Origin of the sequence: Streptomyces cinnabarinus (assembly GCF_027270315.1) — a bacterium.
Lineage (GTDB): Bacteria > Actinomycetota > Actinomycetes > Streptomycetales > Streptomycetaceae > Streptomyces > Streptomyces cinnabarinus.
Window position 1 is genome coordinate 1265211 of sequence record NZ_CP114413.1, and the last position, 24570, is coordinate 1289780.

Genomic DNA, 24570 nt, shown 5'->3' on the forward strand with positions numbered 1-24570 from the left:
GCGACTTCACACCCGTCAACCGCTCCCGTACGGCCTCGATGTCGGCCTCACGACCCGAGACCACCACCGATGATGGCCCGTTCACCGCCGCCAGATCCACTGAACCGAGAAGGTCTCCGATCTCATCCGGCCCCGCTTGCACGGCGAGCATGGCTCCGCCCTCGGGCAGCGCCTGCATCAGCCCACCACGCGCAGCCACCAAACGGCAGGCGTCCTCCAACGAGAACACCCCCGCGACGTAGGCCGCGACCAGCTCACCGATGGAATGACCCATCACGAAGTCCGGCCGGACCCCCCACGACTCCACGAGCCGATAGAGCGCCACTTCCACCGCGAACAGCCCGGCCTGCGTGAAGACCGTCTGATCCAGCAAGTCGGAGCCGCCCGCCAGCACCTCCGCCAACGGCTCGGGCAACAACCCCTCAAAGGCGGCGCACACCTCGCCCAACACCTGGGCGAACAGCGGGAATTCAGCGGCCAGCTCCGCACCCATACGTACGCGCTGCGCCCCCTGCCCGGTAAACAGCACCGCGAGACGGCCGTCCACCAGACCACCTGCGGACTCCACGGACCCCAGCCCCGCCCGCAGTTCCTGCGCATCCGTACCCCAGACGACGGCACGGTGCCCGAGCGCGGCCCGACCGGCCGCCAACGACCAGCCCACATCGACCGGTTCAAGCGCACCGACTACCGGCGACAACTGCTCGGCCTGCGCCCGGAGCGCATCCTCGGAACCGGCGGACAGCACCCACGGGAGAACTCCGCTCCCCGGAACAGACGGCGCCTGAGCCGCTTCTTCGGGCGCTTCCTCCAAGATGACGTGCGCATTCGTCCCGCTGGCGCCGAAGGATGAGATTCCCACTCGGCGTACGCGGTCCGGAGATTCCCAGTCCCGCTGCTCCGTGAGCAGGGACACGTGGCCCGCGGACCAGTCGACGTGTGGGGACGGCTCGTCGACGTGGAGAGTCCTGGGCAGGACCCCCTCCCGCATGGCCATCACCATCTTGATGACGCCAGCGACACCGGCAGCGGCCTGCGCATGCCCGATGTTCGACTTGACCGACCCGAGCCACAACGGCCGTTCCGCTTCCCGGCCCTGACCGTAAGTGGCCAGCAGCGCCTGCGCTTCGATCGGGTCACCCAGCGTCGTGCCCGTACCGTGCGCCTCAACCACGTCCACGTCGCCCGCGTTCAGCCCACCACTGGCCAGAGCGGCACGGATAACACGCTGCTGCGAAGGCCCGTTGGGCGCCGTAAGACCATTGGACGCCCCGTCCTGGTTCACGGCCGAACCCCGCACCACCGCGAGCACCTGATGACCGTTACGACGAGCATCCGACAGCCGCTCCAGGAGCAGCACACCCGCACCCTCGGCCCACCCGGTACCGTCAGCCCCCGCCGCGAACGACTTGCACCGGCCATCAGCGGCAAGCCCACGCTGACGGCTGAAGTCGATGAAGGTGCCCGGAGTAGGCATAACCGTGACCCCGCCGGCGAGGGCGAGGTCGCACTCGCCCTGACGCAGCGCCTGGGCCGCGAGGTGGAGGGCGACCAGCGACGACGAGCAGGCCGTATCGACGGAGACGGCAGGCCCTTCGAGGCCGAAGGTGTAGGCGAGTCGGCCGGAGACCACGCTTCCGGAGGTTCCGGTGCCGATGTAGCCCTCGATGTCCTCAGGGATGTTCGGGAGCCGACTGGCGTAGTCGTGGTACATCACCCCGGCGAACACCCCGGTACGGCTCCCCCGCACCGAGTCCACCGCGATACCCGCCCGCTCGAAGACCTCCCACGACGTCTCCAACAGCAACCGCTGCTGCGGATCCATCGCCACCGCCTCACGCGGCGAGATCCCGAACAACCCCGCATCGAACTCAGCAGCCTCGTAAAGGAAACCGCCCTCACTCGCATACGACTTGCCAAACGCACCCGGATCCGGATCGAACAACCCCTCCAGATCCCAGCCACGATCAGCCGGGAACGGCCCCACCGCATCCCGACCCTCCACCACCAGCCGCCACAACTCCTCCGGCGACCTCACACCACCCGGATACCGACAAGCAGCCGACACAATCGCCACCGGATCATCCACCCCGGCGACCACCACCGCAGCCCCACCCACCGGCCCGACAGCCCCCACCAGCTCATCCACCAACAACCCCGCCACCGCAACCGGCGTCGGATAGTCAAAAACCAACGTCGCCGGCAGCCGCAACCCCACCGCCTCACCCAACCGATTCCGCAACTCCACCGCCAACAGCGAATCGAACCCCAACTCCTTGAACGTCCGGTCGGCCCCGATCAAGGCCGTCCCCGCGTGGCCGAGCACGGAGGCGACCTGGGTGCGGACGGCGTCGAGGGCGAACGGCTCGCGCTCCGTTGCGGGGAGCGTGAGCAGTCGGTGGGCCAGGGTGGGCGCCCCGGACTCGGTGGTGTCGGCGTGGACGACACGACGGACGGTCGTGGGCACGAGGGCGCGCAGCAGTGGCGACAGTGCGCCCGTGCCGGCCTGGGTTCGCAGCGCGGCACGGTCGAAGGCGACCGGTACGAGGTGCGCGTCGTCGTGCGCCAGGGCCGCGTCGAGCGCGGCGAGTCCCTCGGTGGCGGTAAGCGGAATCATCGCCTGGCGGGTGACACGCGCCCGGTCGGCCTCCGTCATCGCGCCGGTCATGCCGCTGGCGTCGGCCCACAGCCCCCAGGCGAGGGAGGTCGCCGGCAGCCCCTCGGACCGGCGCCGCTCGGCCAAGCCGTCCAGGAAGGTGTTGGCGGCGGCGTAGTTGGCCTGACCCACCGTGCCGAAGACACCGGCGGCGGAGGAGAAGAGAACGAAGGCGGAGAGGTCGAGATCGCGGGTCAACTCGTCCAGGTTGACGGCCGCGTCCACCTTGGGACGCAGAACGGTGGCCAGCCGGTCGGGGGTGAGCGATGTTGCTACGCCGTCATCGAGGACGCCCGCGAGGTGCACGACACCGGTGACCGGACGCTCGGCAAGCAGCGCCGCCAACGCCTCCCGATCAGCAGCGTCACAAGCCACCACCTCAACAACCGCACCCGCATCCGCAAGCTCCGCGACCAACTCCACCGCACCCGGCGCCTCAGCACCACGACGGCTGATCAGCACCAACTCCCGCACACCGTGCGCGGTGACGAGATGCCGAGCGATCAACCCACCCAACGTCCCCGTACCACCCGTCACCAGAACCGCACCATCACCAAACCCAGTCGCGGCACCCGCCCCGGAGGCACGCACCAGACGCGGCGCCAGCACCTCACCCCCACGCACCGCCACCTGCCACTCCCCCGCACCGAGCGCGGCGAGGGCGGGCAGGAGTCCGTCGGTGTCCACGTCGAGGTCGAGCAGTCCGAACCGGCCGGGGTTCTCCGCCTCGGCGGAGCGGATCAGACCCCACACGGCGGAGGCGGCGAGATCCGTAGGGGCTTTCGCGCCCCCGCTCGTGGCAACCACCAGACGCGCATCGGCGAACCGCTCGTCCGCCAGCCACTCCTGCACCATGGCAAGCACCGCGCCCGTCACGGCTGCAGTGGCCGACGCCAGCCCGACGCCCTCCGCCGCGGGCGGCGCCGTCCAGAGCACCAACGGGGGCACCCCGGCCTCGGCCAACGCGGCCAGCCCCTGGTGGGCCGCCGTTCCGAAACGGTCCTCGTCACCGAGCAGCGCCCAACCCGGCTCGCCCTGAGCCGCGATGGGGGTCCAATCGATCCGGAACAGTTGGTCCCGTACCCCTGCCCCCAACTCCCGCACGGCCACCGGGCGCAACGCCAACGACTCCACGAACGCCACCGGAGCACCCCCGGCATCGGCCACCAACACCGACACCGCATCCCCACCAGCCGGAGCCAACCGCACCCGAACCGCAGACGCCCCCACCGCCGACAACGACACACCCGACCACACGAACGGCAACCGGGTCCCACCGCCATCGACCGGCAACACCGCGTGCAGAGCCGCGTCCAGCAACGCCGGATGAATCCCGAACCGAGCGGCCTCCGTCTCCTGGCCCTCCGTCAACACGACCTCGGCGAAGACCTCGTCCCCGCGCCGCCACATCGCACGCAGCCCCTGGAACACCGGCCCGTAGTGATAACCGGAGGCAGCCACGGCCGGGTAGAAGTCGGAGACATCGACGGCCTCGGCGCCCTGCGGGGGCCACACCACGAACTCCCCGTCCGGGACCACCGTTGCCGCCTCGGCCGACACCACGCCCACGGCGTAGGTGGTCCACGGCGTCTCGATTCCACCGTCGTCGGGCCGCGCGTGGATCGTCAACGCCCGGCGCCCTGCGCGGTCGGACGCCGCGAGCGCGACCTGAATCTGTACGGCGGCATCCGCGGCGAGCACGAGCGGTGCCTGGAGGGTGAGTTCGGCAAGGTGTCCGCAACCGACCTCGTCCCCGGCCCGGATCGCCAACTCCACGAACCCGGCACCCGGGAAGAGAACCGTCCCCGCGACGGCATGGTCCGCCAGCCACGGTTGCGTACGCAGCGAGAGACGACCGGTCAGCGCCAGTCCCCCATCGGCGGCGAGGCTGACCGCCGCGCCCAGCAGCGGGTGATCGGTGGCGGCGAGCCCGGCACCGCTGACGTCGGCCATGGCCGAGCTGGACTCCAGCCAGTAGCGCTGGTGTTGGAAGGCGTACGTAGGCAGGTCGACGCGCGTGACAGCACGCCCGGAGTAGACGGCCGACCAGTCGACGTCCACACCCCGCACCCACAGCTCGGCCGCACTGGCGATGAAGCGGGCGTTCTCGTCCTCGTCCCGACGCAACGTGCCCACCACAGCGACCGGCTTCTCGACGGCCTCCGCGATCGCCTGCACGCCCATGGTCAACACCGGATGCGCACTGACCTCGATGACCCGGCCATGCCCCTCGCCGAGAGCGGCGGTGATCGCCTCGGTGAAGCGGACGGGCCGGCGCAGGCCCTCGTACCAGTACGAGGCGTCCATCGTGGTCGTGTCCAACACCCCACCGGTGACAGTGGAAATGACCGGAACACGGGATGCACGCGCCGATACCGGGGCGAGGACCTCCAGCAGCCGCTCCCGGATGTCTTCCACCTGCGTCGAGTGCGAGGCGTAATCCACGGGGACACGACGGGCACGCACACCAGCGGCTTCAGCAGTGGCCGCGATCTCGTCCAGAGCTTCCGGATCACCGGCTACGACCGTGGCGTCCGGACCGTTGTAGACCGCCACCGAGACCCGGCCCCCGTACGACGACACCCACCCCGACGCCTGCTCAGCACCCGTCGCCAGCGACAACATCCCACCACGACCAGCCAGTTCATCCCGGATAGCAGCAGACCTCAGCGCCACGACCCGAGCCGCATCCTCCAGACTCAGCGCCCCGACCACCGCCGCAGCCGCAATCTCACCCTGCGAATGACCAATCACCGCAGCCGGTTCGATACCCAGCGACTCCCACACCGCGGCCAGCGACACCATGACCGCCCACAACACCGGCTGGACCACGTCCACCCGCCGCATCCACACGTCATCGTCACCCGACAACACCTCGGTCAACGACCAGTCCACGAAAGGCGACAAAGCGACAGAACACTCAGCGATCCGCGCCGCAAACACCGGCGAGGACCCCAACAACCCCCGCCCCATCCCCACCCACTGCGACCCCTGCCCCGGAAACACAAAGACGACCCCGGAGTCCGAACCCACCACACCAGACACGGCGTTCCCCGCCACACCACCAGAGCTCAAAGCAGCAAGCCCCGCCGTCAGCTCAGCAGCCTCCCGCCCCCAGACGACCGCCCGATGCTCCAACGCCGTACGCGAAGCCCAAAGACTCCACCCCACATCCACCGGATCACCCGCGACGGACGCCAACCGCCCCGCCTGCGCAGTCAGAGCCTCAGCGCTGCGCCCCGACACCAGCCACGGCACCACCGGCGACCCCGACAACCCCTCCGGACCCGAGACCACCACCGAACCCGCGTCCGCATCCGCAGAGGCCGCTTCCAGGACGACATGCGCGTTCGTCCCGGAGATCCCGAACGCCGACACAGCGGCCCGCCCAGGACGGTCCTCAGGACTCAGCTCCACGGGCGCGGTGAGCAAACGGACCCCGCCCGCCGCCCAGTCGACGTGTGGTGTCGGCTCATCGACATGCAGCGTGCGCGGCAGCACACCCGCCCGCATCGCCATCACCATCTTGATGACGCCAGCGACACCCGCCGCGGCCTGCGTATGCCCGATGTTCGACTTCACCGACCCCAGCCACAACGGCCGCTCAGCCGACCGCCCCTGCCCATACGTGGCCAACAGAGCATCCGCCTCGATCGGATCACCCAGCGTCGTCCCCGTACCGTGCGCCTCCACCGCGTCCACCTCGGCGGGCGTGAGACCGGAGTTGGCGAGGGCGGCTCGGATCACCCGTTGCTGGGAGGGGCCGTTCGGCGCGGTGAGGCCGTTCGACGCGCCGTCCTGATTGATCGCCGACCCTCGCACGACGGCTAGCACCTGATGGCCGTTGCGCTCCGCGTCCGACAGGCGCTCGATCACGAGGACACCGACGCCCTCCGCCCAGCCGGTGCCGTCGGCCGCCGCGGCGAACGGCTTGCAGCGCCCGTCCGCCGAGAGCCCCCGCTGCCGACTGAACTCAAGGAAGAGGCCGGGGCTCGGCATGACGGTCACGCCGCCCGCCAACGCCATGTCGCACTCGCCGTTGCGCAGCGACTGCACCGCCAGATGCAGCGCCACCAGAGACGACGAGCAGGCCGTGTCGACGGTGACCGCCGGTCCCTCCAGGCCGAAGGTGTACGACAGCCGCCCGGAGACCACACTCGCCGCGTTGCCGGTGAGGGAGAAGCCCTCCACCACGTCCGGCGTGCGCTCCAGGTCGACCAGGTAGCTCGGGTATCCGGCACCGACGAAGACCCCGCTGTTCGACCCCTTCAGCGAGCCGGCCGCGATGCCCGCGCGCTCCAGCGCCTCCCAGGTGGTCTCCAGCAGCAGCCGCTGCTGCGGGTCCATGGCGAGCGCCTCGCGCGGGGAGATCCCGAAGGCGTGCGGGTCGAACTCGGCGGCGTCGTGGAGGAATCCGCCCTGACGGGTGTACGTCGTCCCGGGGTGGGCGGGGTCGGGGTGGTAGAGCCCGTCCAGGTCCCAGCCCCGGTCGACGGGGAAGTCCCCGATCGCGTCCGTGCCTTCGGTGACCAGTCGCCACAGGTCCTCGGGCGAGGTCACGCCGCCGGGGTAGCGGCAGGCCATGCCGACGATCGCGATCGGCTCGTCCGGGGCCGCCACCGGGGCGAGCGCGGTCGTCTTCTCGTCCGTGCCCCACAGCTCGGCGTGGAGGTAGCCGGCGACGCGGGCGGGCGTCGGGTGGTCGAAGACGAGGGCAGTGGGGAGACGGAGCCCGGTCGCCGTGCCGAGACGGTTGCGCAGTTCCACGGCCGTCAGCGAGTCGAAGCCCTGCTCCTTGAAGGAACGCTCGACGTCGACGGGCTGCTCGGACGCATGCCCCAGCACGGCGGCGACATGGCCGCGCACCAGCTCCACGAGCCGCCGTTCCCGCTCGGCACGGTTCAGTCCGGCGAACCTCTCGACCAGAGAACCCGCGTCCCGGGTTCCGGCCGAGGTGTCGGCCGTACGACGGCTGGGCGCGGTACGGACGAGTCCGCTCAGTACGGCGGGCACGGTCTCGGCACCCCGCAGTCCCGCGAGGTCGAGTCGGGCGGGCACCAGGGCGGGCTCGGCGGTCGCCAAGGCCCGGTCCAGCAAAGCAAGTCCCTCCGCCGACGGCAGCGGTGCGAGACCGGTCCGGCTCAGTCGCTGCCGGTCAGCACGGCCCAGCTCGCCGGTCATCGCGCTTGCCTGCTCCCACAGCCCCCACGCCAGCGAGGTCGCGGTCAGACCCTCGGCCCGCCGACGATGCGCGAGGGCGTCCAGGAAGGCGTTCGCGGCGGCGTAGTTGGCCTGTCCCGGGCCGCCCAGCACCCCCGACACCGACGAGTACAGCGCGAAGAAGGCGAGGTCGGCATCGTGGGTCAGCTCGTGCAGGTTGATCGCGGCCTCGGCCTTCGGCCGCCAGACCGTGGCGAGTTGCTCCGGAGTGAGGGAGGTGACCAGCCCGTCGGCCAGCACGCCCGCCGCGTGCACGACGCCCGTCAGCCGCCGCCCATGGAGCAGCGAGGCGAGCTGATCACGATCGGCCGCATCACAGGCGGCGACCTCGACACTGGCTCCCAACTCACCGAGCTGCGCTACGAGTTCCCGGGCCGCGGGCGCGTCCGGCCCCTGGCGGCTGGTCAGCAGCAGCTTCCGTACGCCATGGGCGGTGACGAGATGCCGGGCCAGGAGGGAACCAAGGGTCCCGGTCCCGCCGGTGATCAGGACGGTGCCCTCCGGGTCCACCGGCACGGGCATCGTCAGGGCGACCTTGCCGACATGCTTGGCCTGGCTCATGAACCGGAACGCCTCCCGCGCCCGGCGCACCTCCCACGCCCGCACCGGCAACGGCTCCAACACCCCGGCCGCGAACAGCTCCATCAGCGCGCGGAGCATCTCGCCGATCCGCCCAGGGCCGGCGTCGAGCATGTCGAAGGCCGTGTATGCGACCCCAGGCCGCAGCCCAGGCTCACGGACGTCCGTCTTCCCCATCTCCAGGAACCGGCCACCAGAGGTCAGCAGGTCGAGCGAGGCATCGACGAACTCACCGGCCAGGGCGTTGAGTACGACGTCCACGCCCGCGCCCGCGAAGGTCTCCCGGAACGTCAGATCCCGCGAGGACGCGATCGAGGCATCGTCGAGTCCGAGGGCCCGCAGCGTGTCCCACTTCCCCGGACTGGCCGTGGCCAGCACTCGCGCCCCCAGATGGCGGGCGAGCTGGATCGCGGCCATGCCCACACCACCGGCGCCCGCGTGCACCAGCACCGTCTCGCCGTGCTGGACAGCGCCGAGGTCGACGAGTCCGTAGTACGCCGTCAGGAACACCACCGGCATACACGCGGCCTGCTCGAACGACCAGCCCTCCGGCACCGGCACCACCACACGGGCGTCGGCGACCGCCACCGGGCCGAAGCTCTCCAGGACCAGGCCCATGACCCGGTCTCCCGGAGCGAAGTCGGTGACCCCGTCCCCGACTTCGAGCACCACACCGGCGGCCTCGCTGCCCAGCACCGGACGGCCCGGGTACATCCCGAGGCTCATCAGGACGTCACGGAAATTCACCCCGGCCGCGCGGACACCGATCCGTATCTGCCCGGCCGTGAGCGGCGCGGACGCTCCCGGCGCCGCGACCAGCCCGAGTCCCTCCAGCGTGCCGGTGCCAGGGGTGTCCAGACGCCAGGCGGCAGCGTCCGACGGAACCACGAGGCCCTCGCCGGTACCGGCCGCCCGCACGAGACGCGGCACCAGCAGCCGACCCGCCCGCACCGCCATCTGCGGCTCACCGCAGGCCAACGCGGCCCGCAGCACAGCCTCGTCATCGCCCTCGGCGGCCGGATCGGCGTCGAGCAGCACCAGGCGCCCGGGGTTCTCCGACTGCGCGGACCGGACCAGGCCCCACACGGGCGCGGCCGCCAGGTCGACGACGTCACCGCCGTCGGTGGCCACCGCGCCCCGTGTCAGCACCACCAGGCGTGCCCCGGCCAGCCGTTCCTCACCCAACCAGCCCTGCACCAGCGCCAGCACCTCGGCGGTGGCCTGCGCGGCCAACTCCGCCCCCGAGACCTCGACGAGCGCGGCCTCCGGTGCCGTCTCACCCGCGTCGAGAGCGGCGCGTACGGCGTCGATCCCGGCGTACCGAGTCGCGTTCACGGTGCCGGCGTCGGTGGCGGGAGCGGCCGTCCACTCCAGCCGGTAGAGGGAATCCGGACCATTGCCCGTGGCGGCTGCGGCCAGTTGGTCGGCGGCCACCGGGCGCAGCAACAGGGACTCGGCGACGGCAATCGGCGCGCCGTTCGCGTCCGCCAGCTCGACGGAGACCGTGTCCGGGCCGAGAGGCGCGAGACGGACCCGGGCGGCCGTAGCACCGGACGCGAGGAGGGAGACGCCCTCCCAGAGGAACGGCAGCCGCAGCCCCGCACCCCACTCGGAGGTCGCCAGCACCGCGTGCAGCGCGGAGTCCAGCAGCGCCGGATGCACCCCGAAGGCCCCCGCCTCCGTGGCCAACTCCACCTCCGCGAACACCTCTTCGCCCCGGCGCCATACCGCGATCAGGCCCTGGAAGGCGGGCCCGTAGCCATATCCGGCGGCCTCGGCCTGCGCGTAGAAGCCGGACACGTCCACCGGCTCCGCGTCCGCAGGCGGCCACACCGCGAGGTCAGCGGAGGGCGTGACCGAGTCCTCGGCCAGGACGCCTTCCGCGTGCGCGGTCCAGGGAGCGTCCGGTCCCGACTCCTCTGGACGGGAGTAGACGACGAGGGATCGCTGCCCGTCCTGGCCTACCGGCCCCACCACGACCTGAACCTGAACACCACCCCGCTCGGGCAGCACCAACGGCGCCTGAAGCGCCAACTCCCGTACGCTCCCGCAGCCGACCTCGTCCCCGGCGCGCACCGCCAGCTCCACGAAGGCCGTGCCCGGCAGCAACACCGCCCCCGCCACCGCGTGGTCGGCGAGCCAGGGGTGCGTGCGGGTCGACAGCCGCCCCGTCAGCAGCACACCGTCCCCGGCCGCGAGCGGAACCGCCGCGCCCAGCAACGGATGCCCGGCCTCCCCGAGCCCGAGCCCAGCAGGGTCACCCGTCCTGGCGTCGTCGATCAGCCAGTAGTGGTCACGCTGGAAGGCGTATGTCGGCAGGTCGACGCGGCGCGGGCCGCGGCCCGCGAACACCGCCGCCCAGTCGACGTCGACACCGCTCGCCCAGAGACGGGAAACGGCCGCGGTGAAGGTCTCCACCTCATCGTGCCCACGACGGGTCACGGGGACGAACAGCCCCTCCGCGCACTCGGCCCCCATCGCGGTCAACGTCGCGTCGGGCCCCAGCTCCAGGAACTTAGTCACCCCGGCCTCGGCCAACGCGCCTACACCGTCGGCGAAACGCACAGCCTCCCGCACATGCCGGACCCAGTAAGCGGGAGTGCGGATCTCCTCGCCCGCGACCTGACCCGAGAGGTTCGACACGACAGGGATCCGGGGTTCGGCGTAGGCGATGTCCGCGGCGACCTGCTCGAAGTCGGCGAGCATCGGTTCCATCAGCGAGGAGTGGAAGGCGTGCGAGACCGACAGCCGCCGCGTCTTCACACCCGTCAACCGCTGCCGTACGGCCTCGATGTCGACCTCACGGCCCGAGACCACCACCGATGACGGCCCGTTCACCGCCGCCAGATCCACCGATTCGAGGACTTCCTCCAGGTCGGAGACCCCGGCCTGCACGGCGAGCATGGCTCCGCCCTCGGGCAGCGCCTGCATCAGCCCACCACGCGCAGCCACCAAACGGCAGGCGTCCTCCAACGAGAACACCCCCGCCACATAGGCGGCGACCAACTCCCCGATGGAATGCCCCATCACGAAGTCCGGGCGAACACCCCACGACTCCACGAGCCGATAGAGAGCCACCTCAACGGCGAACAGCCCGGCCTGCGTGAACACCGTCTGATCCAGCAGATCCGACGCGCCCGCCAGCACCTCCGCCAACGGCTCGGGCAACAACCCCTCAAAGGCGGCACACACCTCACCCAACACCTGTGCGAACAGCGGGAACTCAGCAGCCAGCTCCGCACCCATCCGAACCCGCTGCGACCCCTGCCCCGTGAACAGCACCGCGAGCCGGCCCTCCACGAGACCACCGGAGGACTCCACCGAGGCAAGCCCGGCCGTCAGTTCCTCACGCTCGGCACCCCAGACCACCGCGCGATGCCCCAGGGCAGCCCGACCGACCGCCAACGACCAGCCCACATCGACCGGTTCAAGCGCACCAGCCACAGCCGACAAACGCTCAGCCTGCGCCCGAAGCGCCTCCGCCGATCCAGCAGACAGAACCCACGGCAGCAGCCCACCCACCGGAGCGGACGAATCCTCAGTCGGGGCGTGCGGAGCCTCCTCCAGGATGACGTGCGCGTTCGTGCCACCGATTCCGAAGGCCGAGACACCCGCCCGACGCGGACGCCCGGACTGCGGCCAGGAGATGCCCTCTGTGAGCAGCTCAACTGCACCGGACGTCCAGTCGACGTGCGGAGACGGCTCGTCGACGTGGAGAGTCCTGGGCAGGACCCCCTCCCGCATGGCCATCACCATCTTGATGACGCCAGCGACACCAGCAGCGGCCTGCGCATGCCCGATATTCGACTTGACCGACCCGAGCCACAACGGCCGTTCCGCATCCCGGCCCTGACCGTAGGTGGCCAGCAGCGCCTGCGCTTCGATCGGGTCACCCAGCGTCGTGCCCGTGCCGTGCGCCTCAACCGCGTCGACATCGCCCGCGTTCAGCCCACCACTGGCCAGAGCGGCACGGATAACACGCTGCTGCGAGGGCCCGTTGGGCGCCGTAAGACCATTGGACGCCCCGTCCTGGTTCACGGCCGAACCCCGCACCACCGCGAGCACCTGGTGACCGTTACAGCGAGCATCCGACAGCCGCTCCAGGAGCAGCACACCCGCACCCTCGGCCCACCCGGTACCGTCAGCCCCCGCCGCGAACGACTTGCACCGACCATCAGCGGCAAGCCCACGCTGACGGCTGAACTCCAAGAAGGTGCCCGGAGTCGGCATCACCGTGACGCCCCCGGCGAGCGCCATGTCGCACTCGCCGTTCCGCAGTGCCTGCACGGCTATGTGCAACGCGACCAGCGAGGACGAGCAGGCCGTATCGACGGAGACCGCAGGCCCCTCAAGACCGAAGGTGTAGGCGAGTCGGCCGGACAGCACGCTGGCCCAACTGCCGGTGCCGAGGTAACCCTCGACCTCCTCGGGGACGTTGTGCAGTCGGCTCGCGTAGTCGTGGTACATCACCCCGGCGAAGACCCCGGTACGGCTCCCCCGCACCGAATCCACCGCGATACCCGCCCGCTCGAAGACCTCCCACGACGTCTCCAACAGCAACCGCTGCTGCGGATCCATCGCCACCGCCTCACGCGGCGAGATACCGAACAACCCCGCATCGAACTCAGCAGCCTCGTAAAGGAAACCGCCCTCACTCGCATACGACTTGCCGAACGCACCCGGATCCGGATCGAACAACCCCTCCAGATCCCAGCCACGATCAGCCGGGAACGGCCCCACCGCATCCCGACCCTCCACCACCAGCCGCCACAACTCCTCCGGCGACCTCACACCACCCGGATACCGACAAGCAGCCGACACAATCGCCACCGGGTCATCCACCCCGGCGACCACCACCGCAGCCCCACCCACCGGCCCGACAGCCCCCACCAGCTCATCCACCAACAACCCCGCCACCGCAACCGGCGTCGGATAGTCAAAGACCAGCGTCGCCGGCAGCCGCAACCCCACCGCCTCACCCAACCGATTCCGCAACTCCACCGCCAACAGCGAATCGAACCCCAACTCCTTGAACGTCCGGTCCGTGTCGACCATGCGGTCCGAGGCGTGCCCCAGGACGAGAGCCACGCTGGACCGGATCACGGCAAGGAGTTCGTGCCGCTGCTCATCGCGGGAGAGCCCGGCCAGCCTGCGGCCGAGCGAGCCCGCGGCAGCCTCGCCCTGGAGGCTGTTGGCCGTACGACGGTTGGTGCTCCGGACGAGTCCGCGCAGGAGTGGCGGTACGCCTGCGTCGGCGGCCTGGGCTCGGACAGCGGAGGTGTTGAGCCGTGCGGTGACGAGCAGGGGCTCATCGCTGGCCAGGGCGGCGTCCAGGAGGGCGAGACCCTGGTCGGAGGGGAGGCCGACGATTCCGGCGCGAGCCATGCGGGCGACGGCCGTCCGGTCCATATGGCCGGTCATGCCGCTGGCGTCGGCCCACAGCCCCCAGGCGAGGGAGGTCGCCGGCAGCCCTTCCGACCGGCGCCGCTCGGCCAAGGCGTCCAGGAAGGTGTTGGCGGCGGCGTAGTTGGCCTGACCGGGGCCGCCGAGGACGCCGACGACCGAGGAGAAGAGGACGAAGGCGGAAAGGTCGAGATCGCGGGTCAACTCGTCCAGGTTGACGGCAGCGTCCACCTTGGGACGCAGGACGCGTTCGAAGTGCCCAGAGGTGAGTCCGGTGACGACGGCGTCGTCGAGGACGCCCGCGAGGTGCACGACACCGGTGACCGGACGCTCGGCAAGCAGCGCCGCCAACGCCTCCCGATCAGCAGCGTCACAAGCCACCACCTCAACAACCGCACCCGCATCCGCAAGCTCCGCGACCAACTCCACCGCCCCCGGCGCCTCAGCACCACGACGGCTGATCAGCACCAACTCCCGCACACCGTGCGCGGTGACGAGATGCCGAGCGACCAACCCACCCAACGTCCCCGTACCACCCGTCACCAGAACCGCACCATCACCAAACCCAGTCGCGGCCTCCGAGCCGGAGGCACGCACCAGACGCGGCGCCAGCACCTCACCCCCACGCACCGCCACCTGCCACTCCCCCGACGACACGGAGGCCAGCCCCTTCGCGGCGGCGAGGAGGTCGCCGCCCGTCGGGTCCAGGTCGAGCAGCCCGAAGCGCCCGGGATTCTCGGTCTCGGCGGAGCGGATCAGACCCCACACGGCGGAGGCGGCGAGATCGGTGGGGCCTTGCGTGCCCCCGCGAGTGACAACCACCAGACGCGCGTCAGCGAACCGCTCGTCCGCCAGCCAAGTCCGGACCACCTCCCAGGTCTTCAACACCGTCCGGTGAACGGCTTCGGCGCCCCCGGAGCCACCGCCATCGACAGGGAAGGCCACCACGGAGGGCACCTCGGCGCCGTCCGCCAACTCGTCCAGGCTCCGCAGGAAGGGAAGCCCGAAGCCGAACGGATCGGCATCGCCGAGCAGCGCCCAACCTGGTTCCTCTCGCACCGGAGCAGGCCCGACAGGAGTCCAGTCCACTCGGAACAGGGCATCCCGTACGGCGGCCCCCAGCTCCTCGACGGCCACCGGGCGCAACGCCAACGACTCCACGAACGCCACCGGAGCACCCCCGGCATCGGCCACCAACACCGACACCGCATCCCCACCAGCCGGAGCCAACCGCACCCGAACCGCCGACGCCCCCACCGCCGACAACGACACACCCGACCACACGAACGGCAACCGGGTCCCACCGCCATCGACCGGCAACACCGCGTGCAGAGCCGCGTCCAGCAACGCCGGATGAATCCCGAAGCGACCCGCCTCAGCCCGCTCCGACTCCCCCAACTCCACCTCGGCGAAGACCTCGTCCCCGCGCCGCCACATCGCACGCAGCCCCTGGAACACCGGTCCGTAGTGATATCCGGAGGTGTGCAGTCGGGCATACCGATCACCGATGTCCACCGGCTCGGCTCCGACGGGCGGCCACGCCACCAGGTCGTTCGAGGGCGCCTGCGGCTCATCGGTGCCGAGGGTCCCTTCCGCGTGAAGCGTCCACTCCTGATCAGGCTCAGAGTCTTCGGGGCGGGAGTAGACGGCGATCGAGCGGTGACCGGCGGACTCCAGTCCGCCGATGACGAGTTGGAGCTGAACGGCACCCTGTTCGGGTATGAGAAGCGGCGCCTGGAGCATGAGTTCGCCGACCTGCCCGCAGCCGACCTCATCGCCGGCCCTGATGGCCAGCTCCACAAACCCGGTGCCCGGGAAGAGAACCGTCCCGGCAACGGCGTGATCCGCGAGCCAGGGATGCGTACGCAAGGAAAGCCGCCCCGTCAGAACGGCACCATCACCGCCGGCAAGACTGACTGCCGCGCCCAGCAACGGATGATCGGCGGCGGCGAGTCCGGCACCGCTGACGTCGGCAATAGCTGTGGTGGATTCCAGCCAGTAGCGCTGGTGTTGAAAGGCATAGGTGGGGAGGTCGACCCGGCGTGCGGCGCGGCCCGCGTACGCGGCCGACCAGTCGATGTCCACGCCACGAACCCATAGCTCGGCGGCGCCGGCGATGAAGCGGGTGCTCTCGTCCTCGTCGCGACGGAGGGTCCCGACGACGGTGACCGGCTGCTCTGCGGCCTCGGCGATGGCTTGCACGCCCATGGTCAGGACGGGGTGCGCGCTGACCTCGATCAGGCGGAAGTGACCCTGGTTCAGGGCCTCTTGGATCGCCTCGGTGAAACGGACAGGCTGACGCAGGCCCTCGTACCAGTACGAGGCGTCCATCGTGGTCGTGTCCAACACCCCACCGGTGACGGTGGAAATGACCGGAACACGGGATGCACGCGCCGATACCGGTGCGAGGACCTCCAGCAGACGCTCCCGGATGTCTTCCACGTGCGTCGAGTGCGAGGCGTAATCCACGGGGACACGGCGTGCGCGTACACCAGCGGCTTCAGCAGTGGCCGCGATCTCGTCCAGAGCTTCCGGATCACCGGCTACGACCGTGGCGTCCGGACCGTTGTAGACCGCCACCGAGACCCGGCCCCCGTACGACGACACCCACCCCGACGCCTGCTCAGCACCCGTCGCCAGCGACAACATCCCACCACGACCGGCCAGTTCATCCCGGATAGCAGCAGACCTCAGCGCCACGACCCGAGCCGCATCCTCCAGACTGAGCACACCTGCCACCGCCGCAGCCGCAATCTCACCCTGCGAATGACCAATCACCGCAGCGGGCTTGACGCCCAGCGACTCCCACACAGCGGCCAGCGACACCATGACCGCCCACAACACCGGCTGGACCATGTCCACCCGCCGCATCCACACGTCATCGTCACCGGACAACACCTCGGTCAACGACCAGTCCACGAAAGACGACAAAGCGACAGAACACTCAGCAATCCGCGCCGCAAACACCGGCGAGGACCCCAACAACCCCCGCCCCATCCCCACCCACTGCGACCCCTGCCCCGGAAACACAAAGACGACCCCGGAGTCCGAACCCACCACACCAGACACGGCGTTCCCCGCCACACCACCAGAGCTCAAAGCAGCAAGCCCCGCCGTCAGCTCAGCAGCCTCCCGCCCCCATACGACCGCCCGATGCTCCAACGCCGTACGCGAAGCCCAAAGACTCCACCCCACATCCACCGGATCACCCGCGACGGACGCCAACCGCCCCGCCTGCGCAGTCAGAGCCTCAGCGCTGCGCCCCGACACCAGCCACGGCACCACCGGCGACCCCGACAACCCCTCCGGACCCGACACCACCACCGGCCCCGAACCCCCAGGCGGCGCCTCCTCCAAGACGACATGCGCGTTCGTCCCGGAGATCCCGAACGCCGACACAGCGGCCCGCCCAGGACGGTCCTCAGGACTCAGCTCCACGGGCGCGGTGAGCAAACGGACCCCGCCCGCCGCCCAGTCGACGTGTGGTGTCGGCTCATCGACATGCAGCGTGCGCGGCAGCACACCCGCCCGCATCGCCATCACCATCTTGATGACGCCAGCGACACCCGCCGCGGCCTGCGTATGCCCGATGTTCGACTTCACCGACCCCAGCCACAACGGCCGCTCAGCCGACCGCCCCTGCCCATACGTGGCCAACAGAGCATCCGCCTCGATCGGATCACCCAGCGTCGTCCCCGTACCGTGCGCCTCCACCGCGTCCACCTCGGCGGGCGTGAGACCGGAGTTGGCGAGACCGGCGCGAATCACCCGCTGCTGTGAGGGACCGTTGGGTGCGGAGAGGCCGTTGGAGGCACCGTCCTGGTTGATCGCCGACCCGCGTACGACGGCCAGGATCCGGTGGCCCTTCGCCCGGGCGTCCGAGAGCCGTTCCACGACGAGAACACCGACGCCCTCCGCCCAGCCCGTACCGTCGGCCGCCGCGGCGAACGGCTTGCAGCGCCCGTCCGCCGACAGTCCCCGCTGGCGGCTGAACTCCACGAACATCCCGGGCGTCGGCATGACGGTGACACCGCCGGCCAGGGCAAGGTCGCACTCGCCGTTGCGCAGCGACTGCACCGCCAGATGCAGCGCCACCAGAGACGACGAGCAGGCCGTGTCGACGGTGACCGCCGGGCCCTCCAGGCCGAGGGCGTACGAGAGCCGGCCGGAGACGACGCTCGCCGCGTTGCCGGTCAGGGTGAAGCCCTCGGTGGGTTCGGCGGCCTCGTGGAGCCGGTCGCCGTAGTCCTGGGACATGGCGCCCGCGAACACGCCGGTCAGACTGGAGCGCAGGGAGCCGGGCGCGATTCCGGCGCGTTCGATCGCCTCCCAGCTGGTCTCCAGCAGCAGCCGCTGCTGCGGGTCCATGGCCAGTGCCTCGCGCGGCGAGATGCCGAAGAACTCGGCGTCGAACCCGGCCGCGTCCTTCAGGAAGCCACCCTCTCGGGCGTAGCTGGTGCCGTGGTGGGCGGGGTCGGGGTGGTAGAGGGCGTCCAGGTCCCAGCCGCGGTCGTCGGGGAAGGGTGAGACGACGTCGAGTCCGTCGCTGACGACGTGCCACAGGTCTTCCGGGGAGGCGATGCCGCCGGGATAGCGGCAGGCCATGCCGACGATGGCGATCGGCTCGCCGGTGTGGACGGTGGTGGCGTGGGGGGTGCGGGGCGCGGCCGTGTCGCCGAGGAGTTCGGCGCGGAGGTGGTCGGCGAGTACGGCGGGGGTGGGGTGGTCGAAGAGGAGTCCCGTGGGCAGCCGCAGGCCGGTGGCGGCGCCGAGGCGGTCGCGGAGTTCGACGGCCGTCAACGAGTCGAAGCCGAGGTCTTTGAAGGTCGAGGTGGGGTCGATGGCTTCGGCGTCGTCGGTGGCATGGCCGAGGACGATCGCGATGTCCTCACGGACCTGGTCGAGCACGGCGCGGGTCTGTTCGGCCGTGCCCGGCAGACCGGCCAGCCGGTCACGCCAGCCACCGGCGGGCCCGTCCCCAACGTGTCCGTCTCCGGCGGGCCCGTCCCCGGCCGGAGGCACCTCGGCCTCCGCCCCGGCCAGCCAGTACCGCTTCCGCTGGAAGGCATACGTAGGCAGCGCCACTCGCCGCCCACCAACCCCCCCAACCGGGACCGGCGTCGGCACCACACCCCGGACGTACAGTCCCGCAACAGCCCTCCGCAGCGTCTGCTCCTCGGCGCGGTCGCGCCGCAGCGCCGCGAGGAAGGCGACGTCGGCGGGACGACCGTCCTCCGGCCGGGCGGCGAGGCACTCCCGGGCCATGGCCACCAGGGCACCGTCGGGGCCGAGTTCGAGGAATGTGCTGACGCCGTGGTCGAGCAGGCGGTCGATACCGTCGGCGAAGCGCACGGCCTGGCGGACGTGCCGCACCCAGTACTCCGGATCGCACAGTTCCGCGGCGGTGGCGGGGCGACCGGTGACGTTGGAGACGACGGGGATGGCGGGGGGCCGGAAGGTGAGCTGGCGCGCGACGGCGCGGAACTCCTCCAGCATCCCGTCCATATGGGCGGAGTGGAAGGCGTGGCTGACCCGCAGGGCGTGGGTCTTGCGGCCGCGTTCCGCCCAGGTCGCGGCGTAGGCGGTGACGGCGTCCGCGTCCCCGGAGACGACGCAGGAGCCGGGGCCGTTGACGGCGGCGATGGTGATGTGGCCCTCGACGGGCAGACCTCCGTCGGCGAGTTCGGCCGTGACCTCGGCCTCCGTCGCCGCCAGGGCGACCATGGCGCCGCCCTCGGGCTGGGCCTGCATCAGACGGCCGCGCGCGGTGACGAGGGCGCAGGCGTCGGGGAGGGAGAGGACGCCGGCGACATGGGCGGCGGCCAGTTCGCCGACGGAGTGGCCGAGGAGATGGTCGGCGACCAGGCCGTGGGATTCGGCCAGGCGGTAGAGGGCGACCTCGACGGCGAAGAGTGCGGGCTGGGTGAGCGCGGTGCGGTCGAGGCGGGCGGCGTTGGCGGCCGTCGGTTCAGCGGTGAGCAGGAGTGCGCGTACTTCGGGGTCGAGGTGGTCGCAGACCGCGTCGAGGGCGCGGGCGAAGGCGGGCTGGGTCGCGTACAACTCGCGTCCCATGCCGAGGCGTTGGCTGCCCTGGCCGGAGAAGAGGACGGCGGTGCCGCCCTCGGTGACGGTGCCGCGTGCGACGTCCGGCGAGGGGCGGCCCGCGGCGAGGGCCGTGAGCGCCTTGGCCGCGTCCTCGCGGTCGGTGGCGAGGACTACTGCTCGGTGGACGAAGGCCGTTCGGGTGGTGGCGAGGGAGTGGCCGATGTCCGCCGCGGTCTGTTCGGGGTGGGTGTCGACGTGCTCGCGGAGCCTGCGGGCCTGCGCGCGCAGGGCGGTCGCGGTACGGGCGGACAGCGGCCATGCGGGGGAAGCGCCGTCCGTCCGGGTGGGCGTGTGCCCGTTCTCGCTGTGCGGTGCCTCGGCGAGCACGACATGGCAGTTGGTGCCGCCCATGCCGAAGGAGCTGACACCGGCGAGGAGTTGCTCGTCGGCGCGGGGCCAGTCGCTCAGCGTGGTGTGGACGCGGAGTCCGAGTTCGTCCAGGGGGATGTCGGGATGGGCCTGCGTGAAGTTGAGGCTCGGGGGCAACTGGCGGTGCCGTAGGGCGAGGACCGTCTTCAGCAGGCCCGCGATGCCCGCCGCGCCTTCGAGGTGCCCGATGTTGGTCTTCACCGAGCCGACGGCGACCGAGTGGCCCGCGGCGCGTGCGGCCGTGCCGGCCGCGGCGCCGAGTGCGGCGGCCTCGACGGGGTCGCCGCGGCGGGTGCCGGTGCCGTGGAGTTCGACGTACTGGAGGCGGCCGGGGTCGACACCGGCCCGGCGGTACGCCTGGGTGAGGACGCGGTGCTGGCCCTCGGGGGTGGGGACGGTCAGGCCCTCGCCGCCGCCGTCGTTGCCGGTCGCGCTGCCCGCGATGACGCAGTGCACATGGTCGCCGTCGGCCAGGGCGCGGGAGAGAGGCTTGAGTACGACGAGTCCGGCGCCCTCGCCTCGTACATAGCCGTTGGCGCGGGCGTCGAAGGTGTAGCAGCGGCCGTCGGGGGACAGGGCGCCGAACTTGGCGGCGCCGATGGCGCTTTCGGGCACCAGGTTGAGGTTGACGCCGCCCGCGAGGGCGATGTCGCTCTCGCCGCTGCGCAGGCTCTCGCAGGCGAGGTGGACGGCGACGAGCGAGGAGGACTGGCCGGTGTCGACGGTCATGCTCGGGCCGCTGAGCCGGAGCGTGTAGGAGAGGCGGTTGGCGATGATGCTGCGGTGCAGGCCGGTGACGCTGTGCGCGCCGATGGCGGTGGCGCCCTGGCGTTGGAGGAGGGCGGCATAGTCGTCCCAGATGGCGCCGACGAAGACGCCGGTGGTGTGCTCGGCGAGGGTGTCGGGGACGATCCCGGCGTCCTCCAGGCTCTCCCAGCCCAGTTCCAGCATCAGGCGCTGCTGGGGGTCCATGGCGGTGGCTTCACGGGGGGAGATGCCGAAGAAGGCGGGGTCGAAGCGGTCGACGTGGTCGAGGTAGCCGCCTCGCCGGGTGTTGATCTTGCCCTTGGCGGTGAGGTCGGGGTCGAAGTGGGCGTCCGCGTCCCAGCGTTCGGCCGGGGTGGTGGTCACCGCCTCGCGGCCCTCGCGCAGCAGCTCCCAGAAGGCCGCCGGGTCCGGGGCGCCGGGGAGCCGGCAGGCGAGTCCGATCACGGCGATCCGCTCGGGGGGTGCCGCGTGTGCCGAGCGCGCGTCCGCGGGGTTCGTGCGTCCGACAGAACTTCCCGTATTCGCCACCAGGTCCCCCATTGTCCGGGCGACGGAGCAGCGCGTCGTCACCCCGTAACTCCGGCCAAGATGACCTCAACCCTAGGAACCCCTGACGGGGTGACCCAACCCCTGATCTGTGCTTCCGCCGTGCTCGCCGCGGTGGGAGGCGTGGAATAGGGGTCGGCAGGGGTAGGGGTACCGTCGCTCGCGGCCGGGCTGTGACACTGCTGCGGTCCGTGTGCTGCCGAGCGGTGAGGGGCGGGGACCGTGCCCGACGAAGCGACGCGCAAGGCGCTGGCCGTGGCCCATTGCGAGCGCATCAACTCCGGTGATGTCGAGGGGTTGCTGGCGCTGTACTCCCCTGCCGTGCGGTTCGAGGATCCGGTGGGTTCGGGGCCGCGGGTCGGCCATGGCGCGCTGCGTTCGCACATCGCGGGGGCGGTGGCCGCGGGCGTGCACGACGCGTACGGGGAGCCGGTGGCGGCGCCCGACGGGAGGCATGCCGCGGTTCCGGTGATCTCCACGATGAATTTCCTGCCGAACGGTCCTTTGATGGTGCGGCACGGAATTCTGGAATCTCCGGAGGAACCGGAGAAGGCGCGTCTGGAGTTCACCTGCATGCTCGTCATCGAAGTCGGCCCGAGCGGGCTGATCGAGGAGATGCGCGCCTATTGGGGCAGGTCGGATGTGCGTTTTCTGAACTGAGGAAGGCGGGTGCGGCGCAATGCTGGACGAGGCCAGGCGTAAAGAAGTGGTGCTGGAGTACTGCCGGTTGATGAATGCCGGTGATCTGGACGGTGTCCTGGCCCTGTTCACGCCCGATGTACGGTTCGAGGATCCGGTGGGCTCCGAGGTGCTGGTGGGGCGGGAGGCGCTGGGCCGACATCTGGGCATGGCCATCGCCGCGGGCATCGAGGAGACTCCGGGCACGCCGACGGCGGCCCTGGACGGGACGAGCGTGACCTTGGCGGTGTCCGGGACGATGGGCGTGCCGGGTGCGGAGGACGGCAGCCGGGTGGCTTTCCGGCTGGTCAGCCTGATGCGGGTGAACGAGGAGGGGCTGATCTCGGAGACCCGGATCATCGCGGGGCGGTCGGATCTGGCGCCCGTCGACTGACCTCCAGCTCCGGCGACTGACCTACGGCTCCGGGTAGTCGGTGGCTCAGCGCAGCAGCGCCCACTCCTCGTCCGTGAGCGGCGGGTCGCTCAGCGGCGGTTGTGCCGGTCCGGTGCGCAGGGCGTTGAGCACGGCCGGTGACTGGAGGCTGGCGACGGGCGCGGCGAGTGTGGTCACTCCGGCGGAGGCGGCGCTGACCACCGGGTCGGACAGGCCGACGGTGCCGACCCGTTCGGAGAAGTCCTGGCGGCTGTGGAGGTCCTCGGAGAGCCGCGGGTCCTTCGCCTCGACGCGGCAGTCGGGGTAGAAGACGTCCTGCGAGGCCGCGAGGATCCACGGGTCGTCGATGGCGGCGGCGATCGCGCGCATCGCGGTGACCGCCAGGCCGGGTGTGCCGCGGTGGCGGCGCAGGGTGCGGTCGAGTACGGCGACGGCGCGGGCGGCGGAGCTCATGCCGTGGCCGTAGATGGGGTTGAAGGCGGCGAGGGCGTCGCCGAGCACGATCAGGTTGTCCGGCCAGCGGTCCAGCCGGTCGTAGTGGATGCGCCGGTTGGCGGTGCTGCGGGAGCCACGGACGGGCCCGGCCGGTTCGGCGGTGGCGAGCACCTGGCCGACCAGCGGGTGGCGCAGCGACTCGGCGAAGGCGGTGAACCCGGCCTCGTCGGTGGGTGGTTCGCCGCCACGGGTGCCGGAGAGGGTGACGATCCACCGGCCGTTCTCGATGGGCAGGATCAGTCCGCTGCGGCCGGGTTCCCCGGCGCGGTAGTCGGCGTAGACGCTGACCATGGGGAAGCGGGCGGCGGCCCGTTCGGGTGCGTGGTAGATCCGGGTGGAATAGGTGATGCCGGAGTCGACCACGTCCTCCTCCGGCTCGGGGACGCCGAGCGGGGCGACCCATTGGCGCAGCCGTGAGCCGCGTCCGCCGGCGTCGACGACGAGTTCGGCGTCCAGCTCGGTGACCGCGCCGCTGTCGAGGCCGCGGACCGAGAGGCCGTCCAAGTGTCCTTCGGTGCCGCGCAGTTCGTGTACCTCGGTGCGGGCGAGCACGGTGATGGCCGGGTCGGCGAGCACCTGGTCGCGGACCGTCCAGTCGAGCAGGGGCCGGCCGACCGCGATGAGGAACTGGGTCTCGGGGAACCGCCGTTGCCAGCCGTAGGGGGACATGTTGACCATGTCGGACTGGACGCCGATGCGGTGGGCGCCCGCGGCGCGCAGGCGTTCCACGGTGCCCGGCAGCAGGGACTCGACGATCCGGGCGCCGCCCGACCAGAGCAGATGGGCGTGGCGGGCCTGGGGTACGCCCTTGCGGGGTTCGGGGCCGTCGGGGAGTTCGTCGCGGTCGATGACGGTGACCCGGTCGAGGTGCCTGCGCAGGGCCCGCGCCGTGAGCATTCCGGCGAGTCCGCCGCCGATGACGGCACCGTGGCTGGGCTTCGTCGACACTGGGGCTTCCCTTCCGTCGGCACCGGACCAGGTCTCGAAATGTAGGGAGACAGAGGGGGGCCGACCAACCCCTAAAGTCGCCTCGGCGGCGCTGGGCTGGAGTGATGTGGCGTCAACCCCTATACGCAACAACAGGGGTTCCCGCCGCGCACAGGAAATCCGGAACAGGTCATGCCGGTGGAGCGAGGGGACATTGCCCACCGGGGATGCCAGGAGATGCCATGGGACGGCAAAGATTCGGCAAGAATTCGGCCCTTGATCTGTCGTAAGGTGGCAGCCCGGACGCCATTCGACGACACCGGTCGAGAGGTAAACGAGCCCGCCGTCCGCTCCCGTTCGACTCGGACTCCACCATGCGAGGACTACCGTTTCAGCCGCATCGGAGAGCCATGACGCGCACCCGCGCACA

The 24570-nt window shown here is 71.0% G+C and carries 4 protein-coding genes (1 of these 4 cut by a window edge); 2 read left to right on the forward strand and 2 right to left on the reverse strand.

The features are described from left to right. Nucleotides 1-21628: the 5' portion of a type I polyketide synthase gene (locus tag STRCI_RS05435; RefSeq protein WP_269657690.1), read on the reverse strand. The gene continues 13520 nt to the left of window position 1, outside the view; the window shows 21628 of its 35148 coding nt (coding positions 1-21628); its start codon is at nt 21626-21628; the stop codon falls past the left edge of the window. A 240-nt stretch (nt 21629-21868) separates the two neighbouring features. On the opposite strand from STRCI_RS05435, the gene STRCI_RS05440 reads away from it, so the two are divergent. Next, a complete protein-coding gene (locus tag STRCI_RS05440; protein ID WP_269657691.1) occupies nt 21869-22306 on the forward strand; it encodes a nuclear transport factor 2 family protein in 438 nt (145 codons plus the stop codon). A 19-nt stretch (nt 22307-22325) separates the two neighbouring features. Continuing rightward, a complete protein-coding gene (locus STRCI_RS05445; RefSeq protein WP_269657692.1) occupies nt 22326-22718 on the forward strand; it encodes a nuclear transport factor 2 family protein in 393 nt (130 codons plus the stop codon). 45 nt (nt 22719-22763) lie between these two features. Here the strand turns inward: STRCI_RS05445 and STRCI_RS05450 are convergent, their stop codons facing one another. Continuing rightward, nucleotides 22764-24161: an FAD-dependent oxidoreductase gene (locus STRCI_RS05450; RefSeq protein ID WP_269657693.1), complete on the reverse strand. Its 1398-nt coding sequence runs from the start codon at nt 24159-24161 to the stop codon at nt 22764-22766. Nucleotides 24162-24570 lie beyond the last annotated feature (409 nt).